Raw genomic sequence first — 12,612 nt, forward strand, 5'->3', positions numbered from 1 at the left:
AAGCCCCGTCCTACGATGGGGCCCGTGCAGACCCCCCTCGCCTTCATCGCCCAGCGCTGGACCCCGTCCCCCCGGACGCTCCGGCGCGCCGCGCTCTCCGCCGTCGTGATGAGCGTGATCATCATCGTCACCGGCGGCGCGGTCCGGCTGACCGGCTCCGGCCTCGGCTGCGACACCTGGCCGAAGTGCACCGACGACAGCCTGATCGTCACCGCCGAGCAGGGCTTCCACGGCTTCGTGGAGTTCGGCAACCGCATGCTGACCTACGTCCTGTCGGCGGCCGTCGGCTGGGCGATCGTCGCCGCCCGGTCCGCCAAGCCCCGCCGCCGCCCGCTGACCCGGCTCGGCTGGGCCCAGTTCTGGATCGTGATGAGCAACGCCGTCATCGGCGGCATCACCGTCTGGATGGGCCTCAACCCGTGGACGGTGGCCGGCCACTTCCTGGCCGCGAACTCGCTCCTGACCGTCGCCGTGATCACCTGGCACCGGGCCGGCGAGGGCGACACCACCCCGAAGCCGCGGGTGCCGCGCCCGGTGCGCAAGCTGTCCTGGGCGATCGTCGCGGTCTCCGCGGTGCTCATCGCGCTCGGTACGACGGTGACCGGCGCCGGCAAGCACGCCGGCGACAGCAGCGACGTGCCGCGCATGCCGTGGGACTGGACCGACGCCGCCCACGTCCACGCGATCGGCGCCTGGGCACTGTGCGCGCTCGCCGTGGCGATGTGGCTGGTGCTCCGCGTGGTCGACGCCCCGGACGACACCCGCGCCCGCGCCCGCGACCTGCTGATCGTGCTGCTCGCGCAGGGTGCGATCGGCTACGTCCAGTACTTCACCGGGGTCCCCGAGGTCCTGGTCGCCGCCCACATGCTCGGCTCCTCCCTGATGTGGATCGCGGTGCTGCGGCTCGCCCTGAGCCTGCGCGAGCGCCCCGTGACGCCGGCGGAGATCCCGGCCCAGGCCGACGCCGTACCCGCCAACGCCTGAGCCGGACCGTCACACCAGGCGCCGTCACGCCAGGCGGTACACCCGCCTGGCGTTGCCCTCCGCGATCATCCGTGCCACCCGCTGCGCGTCGGTACGGGACCAGGCGCCGTCGCCGACCCACTCGCCGAGCACCCGGCTGAGCGCCCCGCGGAACACCCCGGCGGCCACCACGTGCAGCTCGGGCAGGGCGCGGGCGCCGCTGGAGAAGAGGAGCTTGCCGAACGGGGCCAGCTCCAGGAACTCGGCGAGCACGGCCGCGGCCCGCGCGCCGGTGCGGGCGACGACCGGGCCGAGGTCGGCGTGCACGTGCGGGAAGTGGGCGGCGAGGCGGGCCGCCTGACGGTGGTGCGGGTAGCAGTGCAGCAGCACCAGGTCGGTGCCGAGGCCGCCGGTGGCGGCGGCGAAGCCGGCCAGGCTGCCCGGGTCCCGGTCCCCCACCTGCAGTTGCAGCGGCCGCCCCGCACCCACGGCCACCCACAGCAGATGGCGCAGCAGCACCGGGTCGTCCACCGGCCCGCCGGCCGGGCGCCGGGCCAGCCAACGGCCGGCCGCGCCGCGCACCTCGCCCGGTCCGGGCGGCTCGGGGACGGCGGCGAGCCCGCCCCGTACCCCTGCCGCCGAGGAGAAGGCGACGGCGCCCGCGGTCGCCCCGTGGACGGCGTCGGCGAGGTTGGCCAGGAAGGCGTCGACGGTGCCGGAGGTGTCGGCGACCTGCTGGGCGAGCGGTTCGAGCCGGACGATCTCGTGGGCGGTGGCGTCGCCGGCGGCGGCCAGTTCGGCGGGTCCGGTGAGGTCGCCGGGCGGCCCGGTGTCGACCAGGTAGGTGGTGATCCCGGAGGCCCGGAGCAGGCGCCGGCCGGTCTCCAGGACGCCGAGTTCGCGGCGCCGGGCGAGATAGCGGGCCGGCGGGCAGTGCGGTTCGAGGCCGAGCAGCGGCGGGCACCAGCGGCGTACGGCGAAGCCGGTCTGGGTGTCGAAGAAGGTGGTGCCCGCGGCGGGCGGGGCGCCGGCCGGCGCGAGATGGCTCTCGAAGGTGCCGAGGCCGAGCTCCGTACGGAGCACCCCGTGGCAGTACTGGTCGACCAGGCGCGGTGTGTCGATCATTCGGGGGGCTCCCACGTGTGGACGGGCTTGCACCCCTCCTAACGGGTGAGCCCCGCGCGAGGTTGTCGCTTCAGCCGGTTGTCGCCTCAGCTGTTGGACGGGCCGCCGACCTGGATGCCGGCCATGCGGGTCCACTCGTACGGGCCGGTGACGACCTTGGCGGCGAACTCGCCGTCGAACTCCTCGTGGAGGGTCAGACCGGCCTGCTCGGCGGCCTGCTCGGCGATCGCGTAGCTGGGCGCGACCAGGTCGCCCCAGCCGCCGTCCTCGCCGACGAGGACGATCCGGGTGCCCGCCTGCCCGATGTGGGCGAGCTTGCCCTCGGCCCCGCCGTGCTGACCGGCGAACGCCTTGATCTCCTTGGCCAGCTTGGCCGCCTTGCGCGCCGCACCCCTGGGCTCCGTCTGCTGCGGCTCCGCCTGCTTCGTGTCTGCCATGCCAAAGATGCTACTCGGGGGTAGATCACGTGGCGACGGCCGGGGCACGTGGCGTGGGCCACGCGCCCCGGCCGTCGACCGGGCGTGTACGAGTCAGGAAGGGACTAGCGCAGGAAGGGGTCCACCGCGACCGCCACGAAGAGCAGCGAGACATAGGTGATGGACCAGTGGAACAGGCGCATCTCCTTGAGCTTCGCGCCCGTGACCTCCGCCTTGGCGCGGTTCAGGAGGGCGTGCGCCTCCCACAGCCACCAGCCGCCGGTGGCGAGCGCCACGGCCGTGTAGAACCAGCCGGTGTAGCCCAGCGGGGTGAGCAGCAGGGAGACCGCCACCATGACCCAGCTGTAGATCACGATCTGCTTGGCGACGACCTTGTTGGAGGCGAGCACCGGGAGCATCGGAACGCCGGCGCGCGCGTAGTCGTCCTTCACCTTCATCGACAGCGGCCAGTAGTGCGGCGGCGTCCAGAAGAAGATGACGAGGAAGAGGATGATCGCGGCCCACGACATCGAGTTCGTGACGGCCGACCAGCCGATGAGCACCGGCAGACAGCCGGCGATGCCGCCCCAGACGATGTTCTGCGCGGTGCGCCGCTTGAGGATCATCGTGTAGACGACGACGTAGAAGAGGAGCGCGCCGAGCGAGAGGGCGGCGGACAGCCAGTTGACGAGCAGGCCGAACCAGAGGGTGGAGATCACCGCGAGGCTCAGACCGAAGACCAGGCCCTCGCGCGGGGTGAGCACCCCGGTGACCAGCGGGCGCTGGGAGGTGCGGTCCATCAGGGCGTCGATGTCGCGGTCGATGTACATGTTCAGCGCGTTGGCGCCGCCCGCGGAGAGGTAGCCGCCGAAGCAGGTGGCGAGCACCAGCCACAGGTCGGGCACGCCCTGTTCGGCGAGGAACATCACCGGCACGGTGGTGATGAGCAGCAGTTCGATGATCCGCGGCTTGGTCAGCGCCACGTATGCCTTGACGCGGGCCCCGAACGGCCGATGGCCCCCCGGGCTGGGAGTCAAGACGACCCCTGCGGGTCGGGACTCGACGGCCGTCACGCACACCCCTGACAGAGAATTCCCAGCAAGCTCCCCGGATGAAGACGGGGTGAAGACTTGCGCGTACCACGCCACTGTAGACGTTGCCCATGGGCCGATCTTCGCGGGGGTGGGGTCGTGTTGGCGGGGGTCACCCGAGGGTGCGTCCCAGTGGGTGGACACGCCGTGCGGAGCGGCCGCCGGAGCGGCTCGGGAGGCGAAGTGCCACGGGCGGCGGCAGTCTTGCCGTAAGCGCTCATTTGAGGGGCGTGAGCCCGAAAAGAGGGGCGTTTTTCGGGGGTAGGCTCGACAACGCCGGGGACACCCTCAGTCACCGGCTACAGACATGTGGAGAGGAGCCCTGACCCAGGGTGAGCACTAAGCCGACCACCACAGACCTCGAATGGACCGAACGGGACCAGCGGGCCGTGGACACCGCCCGCATCCTGGCCGCCGACGCCGTACAGAAGGTCGGCAACGGCCATCCCGGCACGGCCATGAGCCTGGCGCCCGCCGCGTACACCCTCTTCCAGAAGGTGATGCGCCACGACCCCGCCGATCCGGAGTGGGTGGGCCGTGACCGCTTCGTCCTCTCCGCCGGGCACTCGTCCCTGACCCTGTACACGCAGCTGTACCTGGGCGGCTTCGGCCTCGAACTGGACGACCTGAAGTCGTTCCGCACCTGGGGCTCGAAGACCCCGGGCCACCCCGAGTACGGGCACACGGCCGGTGTCGAGACCACCACCGGTCCGCTCGGCCAGGGCGTCGCGAACGCGGTGGGCATGGCGATGGCCGCCCGCTACGAGCGCGGTCTGTTCGACCCGGAGGCCCCGCAGGGCACCTCCCCCTTCGACCACCGGGTGTACGTGATCGCCGGCGACGGCTGCCTGCAGGAGGGCATCTCCGCGGAGGCGTCCTCGCTCGCGGGTCACCAGAAGCTCGGCAACCTGATCCTGCTGTGGGACGACAACCACATCTCGATCGAGGGCGACACCGAGACCGCCGTGTCCGAGGACACGATGAAGCGGTACGAGGCGTACGGCTGGCACGTGCAGCGCGTCGAGCCCAAGGCCGACGGCGACCTGGACCCGGCCGCCCTCTACGCGGCGATCAAGGCCGCCGAGGCCGAGACCGAGCGTCCGTCGTTCATCGCGATGCGCTCGATCATCGCCTGGCCGGCCCCGTCGGCGCAGAACACCGAGGCCGCGCACGGCTCGGCGCTCGGCGACGAGGAGGTCGCGGCCACCAAGCGCGTCCTGGGCTTCGACCCGGAGCAGACCTTCGAGGTCTCCGACGAGGTCATCGCGCACACCCGCGCGCTCGGCGACCGCGGCCGCGAGGCCCGCGCCGCGTGGGAGAAGCAGCTCTCCGAGTGGCGCACCGCCAACCCGGAGCGGGCGGCCGAGTTCGACCGCATCGAGGCCAACGAGCTGCCCGCCGGCTGGGAGAAGGCCATCCCGGTCTTCGAGCCCGGCAAGGGCGTCGCGACGCGTGCGGCGTCCGGCAAGGTGCTGCAGGCGCTCGGCGCGGTGATCCCGGAGCTGTGGGGCGGCTCGGCCGACCTGGCCGGCTCCAACAACACCACGATCGACAAGTCGTCCTCCTTCCTCCCGGAGGGCAACCCGCTGCCCGAGGCGGACCCGTACGGCCGGACCATCCACTTCGGCATCCGCGAGCACGCGATGGCCGCGGAGATGAACGGCATCGCGCTGCACGGCAACACCCGCATCTACGGCGGCACCTTCCTGGTGTTCTCCGACTACATGCGCAACGCGGTGCGCCTGTCCGCGCTGATGCACCTGCCGGTGACGTACGTGTGGACGCACGACTCGATCGGTCTCGGCGAGGACGGCCCGACCCACCAGCCGGTGGAGCACCTGGCCTCGCTGCGCGCCATCCCGGGCCTGAACCTGGTCCGCCCGGCCGACGCCAACGAGACCGCGATCGCCTGGCGCGAGATCATGCGCCGCCACACCAAGGTGTACGGCAAGGGTGCCCCGCACGGTCTGGCGCTGACCCGTCAGGGCGTGCCGACCTACGCGCCGAACGAGGACGCGGCCAAGGGCGGCTACGTGCTGTTCGAGGCCGAGGGCGGCGAGCCGCAGGTGCTGCTGATCGCGACCGGTTCCGAGGTGCACCTGGCCGTCGAGGCCCGGGAGCAGCTGCAGGCCGCGGGCGTCCCGACCCGGGTGGTCTCGATGCCGTCGGTCGAGTGGTTCGAGGAGCAGGACCAGGAGTACAAGGACGCCGTCCTGCCGCCGTCGGTGAAGGCGCGCGTCGCGGTCGAGGCCGGTATCGGTCTGACCTGGCACCGGTTCGTCGGTGACGCCGGCCGGATCGTCTCGCTGGAGCACTTCGGTGCCTCGGCGGACGCGAAGGTGCTGTTCCGCGAGTTCGGGTTCACGCCGGAGGCGGTCGTCGCCGCCGCGCGGGAATCTCTCGACGCCGCCGCGCGCTGACGCGCATACGTACGACTTATTGGAGATGCAATTCTCATGACAGACGCTCTCAAGCGCCTCTCCGACGAAGGCGTCGCGATCTGGCTCGACGACCTCTCGCGGAAGCGGATCACGTCCGGCAACCTCGCCGAGCTCATCGACCAGAGCCATGTGGTGGGTGTGACCACCAACCCGTCCATCTTCCAGAAGGCGATCTCCTCGGGTGACGGCTACGAGCAGCAGCTCGTGGACCTCGCCGCCCGCAAGGTGACGGTGGACGAGGCCATCCGCATGATCACGACGGCTGACGTGAGGGACGCCGCCGACATCCTGCGCCCGGTCTTCGACGCGACCCAGGGTCAGGACGGCCGGGTCTCGATCGAGGTCGACCCGCGCCTGGCCCACGAGACGGCGGCCACGATCGCCGAGGCCAAGCAGCTGGCCTGGCTGGTGGACCGGCCCAACACCCTCATCAAGATCCCGGCCACCAAGGCGGGTCTGCCGGCGATCACCGAGGTCATCGGCCTCGGCATCAGCGTGAACGTGACGCTGATCTTCTCGCTCGAGCGCTACCGCGCGGTCATGGACGCCTACCTGGCCGGTCTGGAGAAGGCCCGCGAGCGCGGCCTGGACCTGTCGAAGATCCACTCCGTGGCGTCCTTCTTCGTGTCCCGGGTGGACACCGAGATCGACAAGCGCCTGGACGTCCTCGGCACCGACGAGGCCAAGGGCCTCAAGGGCAAGGCGGCCGTCGCCAACGCGCGGCTGGCCTACGAGGCGTACGAGGAGGTCTTCGGCTCGGAGCGCTGGGCGGCCCTGGACAAGGCGCAGGCCAACAAGCAGCGTCCGCTGTGGGCCTCGACCGGTGTGAAGGACCCGGCGTACAAGGACACCCTGTACGTGGTGGACCTGGTCGCCCCGGGCACCGTCAACACCATGCCGGAGGCGACCCTGGAGGCCACCGCCGACCACGGCGAGGTCACCGGCGACACCATCCGCGGCACGTACGAGGAGTCCCGCAAGGTCCTCGACGCGGTGGCGGCGCTCGGCATCTCGTACGACGAGGTCGTCCAGCTCCTGGAGGACGAGGGCGTCGACAAGTTCGAGGCCTCGTGGAACGACCTGCTGAAGTCGACCGAGGCGGAGCTCTCCCGCCGTACTCCCTCGGAGGCGTAAGCACCTTGAGCGCAGTCACCGGAGCCAACCCGCTCCGTGACGCCGCAGACCGACGGCTCCCGCGCATCGCGGGGCCGTCGGGTCTGGTGATCTTCGGTGTCACGGGCGATTTGTCCCGTAAGAAGCTGATGCCTGCCGTCTACGACCTCGCGAACCGGGGTCTGCTGCCGCCGGGCTTCTCCCTCATCGGATTCGCCCGCCGCGAGTGGGAGGACGAGGACTTCGCACAGGAGGTCCACGAGGCGGTCAAGCAGCACGCCCGCACCCCGTTCCGCGAGGAGGTGTGGCAGCAGCTGATCCAGGGGATGCGCTTCGTCCAGGGCGACTTCGACAGCGACGACGCCTTCGAGCAGCTGAAGTCCACCATCGAGGAGCTGGACAAGGCGCAGGGCACGGGCGGCAACTTCGCCTTCTACCTCTCCGTGCCGCCGAAGTTCTTCCCGCTGGTCGTCCAGCAGCTCAAGAAGCACGGCCTGGCCGACCAGAAGAACGGCTCGTGGCGGCGCGCCGTCATCGAGAAGCCGTTCGGCCACGACCTGGAGTCCGCCAAGGAGCTCAACGAGGTCGTGCACGAGGTCTTCCCGCCCGAGGCGGTCTTCCGCATCGACCACTACCTCGGCAAGGAGACCGTCCAGAACATCCTGGCGCTCCGCTTCGCCAACACCCTCTTCGAGCCGATCTGGAACCGGTCGTACGTCGACCACGTGCAGATCACCATGGCCGAGGACATCGGCATCGGCGGCCGGGCCGGCTACTACGACGGCATCGGCGCGGCCCGTGACGTCATCCAGAACCACCTCCTGCAGCTGCTCGCGCTGACCGCGATGGAGGAGCCCGCCTCCTTCGACGCCGACGCGCTCGCGGCGGAGAAGACCAAGGTGCTCGGCGCGGTGAAGCTGCCCAAGGACCTGGCGAAGTCCACGGTCCGCGGCCAGTACGCGGCCGGGTGGCAGGGCGGCGAGAAGGCCGTCGGCTACCTGGAGGAGGACGGGATCGACCCGCAGTCGAAGACCGACACCTACGCGGCGATCAAGCTGGAGATCGACAACCGCCGCTGGGCGGGCGTCCCCTTCTATCTGCGCACCGGCAAGCGGCTCGGCCGCCGGGTCACCGAGATCGCGGTGGTCTTCCAGCGCGCCCCGCACTCCCCCTTCGACCAGACGGCCACGGAGGAGCTCGGGCAGAACGCCCTGGTCATCCGGGTCCAGCCGGACGAGGGCGTGACGATGCGCTTCGGCTCCAAGGTGCCGGGCACCCAGATGGAGGTCCGGGACGTGTCGATGGACTTCGCCTACGGCGAGTCCTTCACCGAGTCCAGCCCCGAGGCCTACGAGCGGCTCATCCTCGACGTCCTGCTCGGCGACTCCAACCTCTTCCCGCGGGTCGAGGAGGTCGAGCTGTCCTGGAAGATCCTCGACCCGATCGAGCGGTTCTGGGACGGGCACGGCAAGCCCGCGCAGTACCAGTCCGGGACCTGGGGTCCGGTCGAGGCGGACGAGATGCTCGCACGAGACGGCAGGAGCTGGCGCCGGCCATGAAGACCGACCTGACGGACACCACGTCCTCCAAGATCAACAAGGCGCTGGTGCTCGGGCGGCGGGCCATCGGCACCCCGGCCGTCGGCATGGTGCTCACCCTCGTCATCGTCACCGACGAGGAGAACGCCTACGACGCGCTCAAGGCGGCCAACGAGGCGTCCCGCGAGCACCCCTCGCGGACCCTCGTCGTCATCAAGCGGGTCTCGCGGGGACCGCGGGACCGCAGCAAGGCGCGGCTCGACGCCGAGGTCCGCCTCGGCGCCGACGCCAGCACCGGCGAGACGGTGGTGCTCCGGCTGTACGGCGAGGTCGTCGACCACGCCCAGTCGGTGGTGCTGCCGCTGCTGCTGCCGGACGCGCCGGTCGTCGTCTGGTGGCCGGTGAACTCGCCGGCCGACCCGGCGAACGACCCGCTGGGCGCCCTCGCCCAGCGCCGGGTCACCGACACGTACGCCGCCGAGCAGCCCATCCAGGAGCTGACCGCGCGGGCGGACGCGTACACCCCCGGCGACACCGATCTGTCGTGGACCCGGATCACCCCGTGGCGCTCGATGCTGGCCGCCGCGCTCGACCAGGTCGCCTGCCAGGTGACCTCGGCCGAGGTCGAGGGCGAGGAGTTCAACCCGAGCGTCGAACTGCTCGCCATGTGGCTGGCGGACCGGCTGCAGATCCCGGTGCGGCGCGCCAAGTCGGGCGGCCCGGGCCTCACTTCGGTGCGCCTGGAGACCAACACCGGGCCGATCGTGCTCGACCGGCCGGACGGCTCGCTCGCGACGCTCTCCATCCAGGGCCAGCCCGACCGGGCCGTGGCGCTCAAGCGCCGCGAGACCGCCGAGCTGATCGCGGAGGAGCTGCGCCGGCTCGACCCGGACGACACCTATGCCTCGGCGCTGCGCTTCGGTCTGGAGCGGCTCGACGAGGAGGCGGCGACGACCGCGCCGCAGGTGGCCCAGGTGGAGGCCGAGGAAGTGGTCGTGGTGGAGGAGGTCGCGGAGGCTCCCAAGCCGGCCGCGAGGAAGTCCCCGGCGAAGGCCACGGCCAAGAAGGCGGCGGGCAAGTGAGCGCCCCTCAGCTGGTCGTGCACCGCGACAAGGAGCTGATGGCCGAGGCCGCCGCGGCCCGGCTGATCACCAAGATCGTGGACGCCCAGGCCGCCCGCGGCTCCGCGTCGGTGGTGCTCACCGGCGGCCGCAACGGCAACGGGCTGCTGGCGGCGTTGCGTGCGGCGCCCGCCCGGGACGCGATCGACTGGTCGCGGCTCGACCTGTGGTGGGGCGACGAGCGCTACCTGCCCGAGGGCGACCCGGAGCGCAATGTCACCCAGGCCCGCGAGGCGCTGCTCGACAGCGTCCCGCTGGACCCGGCCCGGGTGCACGCGATGCCGGCCTCGGACGGTCCGTACGGCTCCGACGTGGAGGCGGCGGCCGAGGCGTACGCGGCGGAGCTCGCGGCGGCTGTCGCTCCCGGCGACCACGGCGGGGTGCCGACCTTCGACGTGCTGATGCTGGGCGTCGGCCCGGACACCCATGTCGCCTCGCTGTTCCCGGAGCTGCCGGCGGTCCGCGAGACCGAGCGGACGGTGGTGGGCGTGCACGGCGCGCCGAAGCCGCCGCCGACCCGGATCTCGCTGACCCTTCCGGCGATCCGGGCCGCGAAGGAGGTCTGGCTGCTCGCGGCCGGCGCGGACAAGGCGAAGGCCGCGGCCATCGCGCTGTCCGGCGCGGGCGAGGTGCAGGCCCCGGCGGCCGGTGCCCGCGGCCGGACGCGCACGCTGTGGCTGCTCGACGCGGCCGCGGCGGCCGAGCTGCCGCGGAGCCTGTATCCGCCGGCCTCGGCCTGATTCCCTTGCAGGGAGGCCCGGTTCACCTTTCGGTGCGCCGGGCCTCCGGCGTTTCCGGCCCGATGACGGGTTCCAGGAAGGGCGTCAGCAGGTCGGGTACGGCCTCGGCGGCGAAGGCCAGGCCCTGGCTCTCGCCCGCGTCGTACACGTCGTACGCACCCTCGCCGGCGGCCGTCGTGGCGCTCAGCGTGAGCACGCCCGCGCGGCGCTGGAACCAGGACTGCTTGACCGTCCAGCCGATCACCCCGGCGCGCTGGAGGGCGACGGTGGAGCGCCGTACGGTGCCGGAACGGGTCACCAGGAAGGCGCCGCTGACGCCGTGTCCGAGGTTGCGGTACGCGTCGAGGGCGAGCAGCACGGCGAGCGGGGTGAGGACGACGGCGACGCCGCCCGCGAGATAGAGCAGCACCGGGGTGAGCCGGGCGCCGAGGACGGCGAGGATCGCGGCCGGGCCGAGCGCGGCCCACAGCGCCCAGCGCAGCCGCCTCGTGCGGGCGGCCCGGGGGTGGGCGGCGAGCGGCGCGCTCGTGGGCGGTTCGGTCTCGCGGAGCACGCTCGCGGCGACCCGGTCGGCGACGGCGCGCGGCGCGGGCGGCAGCAGGTTCTTGAGGTCGCCGTGCTGGTCGTCGTCGTCCTGGGCGAGTCCGGTGGCGACGGCGTCGACCCGGGCGGCGCGGAACAGGCGCACGCCGAGGGGCTCGACGAGTTCCACGCCGCGCAGCCGGCGCTCCTCCAGGGAGACGGAGCGGGCGGTGAACAGGCCGCGGCGGACCCGCAGGGTGCCCCCGGGCTCGCGCTCCAGGCGGTAGTGGGACCACATCTCGATCCACAGCCCGAGCGCGCCGATCACCCCGGCGAGGGTGGCGAGCAGCACGAGGTCGACGATCATCCAGGGCAGCGAGACGTCCTCGAAGCGGTCCCCTATCCAGTGGATGACCTTGTCCTGGGCGCCGAACCAGTCGCTGACCTGCATCACGGCCCCGGCGGCCGCGCCGCCGAGCAGCGGGGCGACGAAGGAGACCGGGGCGTAGCGGATCCAGTGCGGGTCGAGCGCGGCGAGCAGGCCGTCGTGGGCGGCGTCCTCGGGGGTGCCGGCCGGGCGGGCGAGCAGGGTGCGGCGCAGCTGTTCGCCCTCGGCGCGGGTGACCAGGTCGAGTTCGAGGGTGGACTCGCCGTCGGTGTGCTCGCCGGTGCCGATGCGGACCTTGACCAGGCCGAGGACGCGTTGGAGCGGGTTGGCGGTGAGGTCGACGCTGCGGATGCGTTCGCGGGCCAGGGAGCGCCGTTTGACGACGAGCAGGCCGGTGTGGAGGTCGACGCGTTCGGCGCCGACGCGGTAGCGGGTGCGGCGCAGCCGGATCCAGTCGGCGACGGTGCCGCCGCCGATGATCAGCGCGGTCCCGGCGAGCACCCAGGCGGCGGCCTGCCAGAGCGGCCGGGAGCCGGAGGAGAGGCTGAGGAAGGCGGGCAGCGCGGCGCCGCCGGCGACGCCGCACAGGACGGCGGCCCCGGCGAGCACCGTACGGGGGGCGAGCTGCCGCCAGTCCTCGCTCATGTGGCGTCCCCGGGGGTGGCCCGGGTGATCGCGGTGAGCCGTTCGGCGAGCTCGGCGGCGAGCTCGTGGTCCAGGCCCTCGATCCGGAGCGCGCCCTTGGAGGAGGCGGTGGTGACCGTGACGGTGGCGAGCCGGAAGGCCTGTTCGAGCGGGCCGCGCACGGTGTCGACGGTCTGGATCCGGGACATGGGCGCGATCCGCCACTCCTGCCAGAGGGCGCCGGTGCGCACGTACACGGCGTCCTCGGTGACCTCCCAGCGGTGCACCCGGTACCACCAGGCGGGGAGGAACGCGGTGCAGCCGAGGCCGAGCAGCGCCACGGCGCCGGCGGCGGCGAACAGCCAGCTGCTCGCCGGTCCGATGAGGGCGCCGAGCACGGCCAGGACGCCGGCCGGTGCGGCGGTGGCGAGCAGCAGCTGGGTGCGCCACCAGCCGAGGGCCCGCCCGTCGAGGGTGTTCCTCGGCGGGCGCAGCCGTACCTCGTGCTCCGCGTTCCTCCCCCCGGTCAC

At 72.4% G+C, this 12,612-nt stretch carries 11 protein-coding genes; 6 read left to right on the top strand and 5 right to left on the bottom strand.

Annotated elements, in window-relative coordinates; genetic code table 11:
* The first annotated feature begins 15 nt into the window (after positions 1–15).
* Positions 16–984, top strand: a complete 969-nt coding sequence (locus tag KV205_RS21315) for a heme A synthase (protein ID WP_265866095.1) — start codon at positions 16–18, stop codon at positions 982–984.
* 24 nt (positions 985–1,008) lie between these two features.
* On the opposite strand, the gene KV205_RS21320 is transcribed toward KV205_RS21315, so the two are convergent.
* The 3 genes from KV205_RS21320 to KV205_RS21330 form a co-directional block, all read right to left on the bottom strand.
* Positions 1,009–2,088 carry an amidohydrolase family protein gene (locus tag KV205_RS21320; RefSeq protein WP_265866096.1) on the bottom strand — a complete coding sequence of 360 codons (1,080 nt, stop codon included), beginning with the start codon at positions 2,086–2,088 and terminating at the stop codon, positions 1,009–1,011.
* A gap of 86 nt (positions 2,089–2,174) precedes the next feature.
* Positions 2,175–2,525 carry a hypothetical protein gene (locus tag KV205_RS21325; RefSeq protein WP_265866098.1) on the bottom strand — a complete coding sequence of 117 codons (351 nt, stop codon included), beginning with the start codon at positions 2,523–2,525 and terminating at the stop codon, positions 2,175–2,177.
* A 104-nt stretch (positions 2,526–2,629) separates the two neighbouring features.
* Complete coding sequence (locus tag KV205_RS21330; protein WP_265866100.1) at positions 2,630–3,577, bottom strand: heme o synthase; 948 nt, start codon at positions 3,575–3,577, stop codon at positions 2,630–2,632.
* A 350-nt stretch (positions 3,578–3,927) separates the two neighbouring features.
* Between KV205_RS21330 and tkt the strand changes: the two genes are divergently transcribed.
* From tkt to pgl, 5 genes are read left to right on the top strand one after another with little or no spacing between them, the layout of a single operon-like run.
* Positions 3,928–6,015, top strand: coding sequence for a transketolase (gene tkt / locus KV205_RS21335; protein ID WP_265866101.1), 2,088 nt, complete (start codon positions 3,928–3,930; stop codon positions 6,013–6,015).
* A 36-nt stretch (positions 6,016–6,051) separates the two neighbouring features.
* Positions 6,052–7,170 (top strand): transaldolase, encoded by a 1,119-nt coding sequence (gene tal, locus KV205_RS21340; RefSeq protein ID WP_265866102.1) that lies wholly within the window; start codon positions 6,052–6,054, stop codon positions 7,168–7,170.
* A gap of 5 nt (positions 7,171–7,175) precedes the next feature.
* Positions 7,176–8,708 (top strand): glucose-6-phosphate dehydrogenase, encoded by a 1,533-nt coding sequence (gene zwf / locus KV205_RS21345; protein WP_265866103.1) that lies wholly within the window; start codon positions 7,176–7,178, stop codon positions 8,706–8,708.
* On the top strand, positions 8,705–9,769 hold the full coding sequence (gene opcA, locus KV205_RS21350; protein WP_265866105.1) for a glucose-6-phosphate dehydrogenase assembly protein OpcA: 1,065 nt from the start codon (positions 8,705–8,707) through the stop codon (positions 9,767–9,769). The genes zwf and opcA overlap by 4 nt, the downstream gene beginning before the upstream one ends.
* The gene (gene pgl, locus KV205_RS21355; protein ID WP_265866106.1) at positions 9,766–10,548 is read left to right on the top strand and encodes a 6-phosphogluconolactonase; all 783 of its coding nucleotides are present in this window, start codon (positions 9,766–9,768) and stop codon (positions 10,546–10,548) included. The genes opcA and pgl overlap by 4 nt, the downstream gene beginning before the upstream one ends.
* Positions 10,549–10,570: 22 nt before the next feature.
* Here the strand turns inward: pgl and KV205_RS21360 are convergent, their stop codons facing one another.
* Complete coding sequence (locus KV205_RS21360) at positions 10,571–12,103, bottom strand: PH domain-containing protein (protein WP_265866107.1); 1,533 nt, start codon at positions 12,101–12,103, stop codon at positions 10,571–10,573.
* The gene (locus KV205_RS21365; protein ID WP_265866108.1) at positions 12,100–12,612 is read right to left on the bottom strand and encodes a PH domain-containing protein; all 513 of its coding nucleotides are present in this window, start codon (positions 12,610–12,612) and stop codon (positions 12,100–12,102) included. Before KV205_RS21365 ends, KV205_RS21360 begins: the two co-directional genes overlap by 4 nt.

Origin of the sequence: Streptomyces sp. SKN60, assembly GCF_026236535.1 — a bacterium.
Classification (GTDB): Bacteria; Actinomycetota; Actinomycetes; order Streptomycetales; family Streptomycetaceae; genus Streptomyces.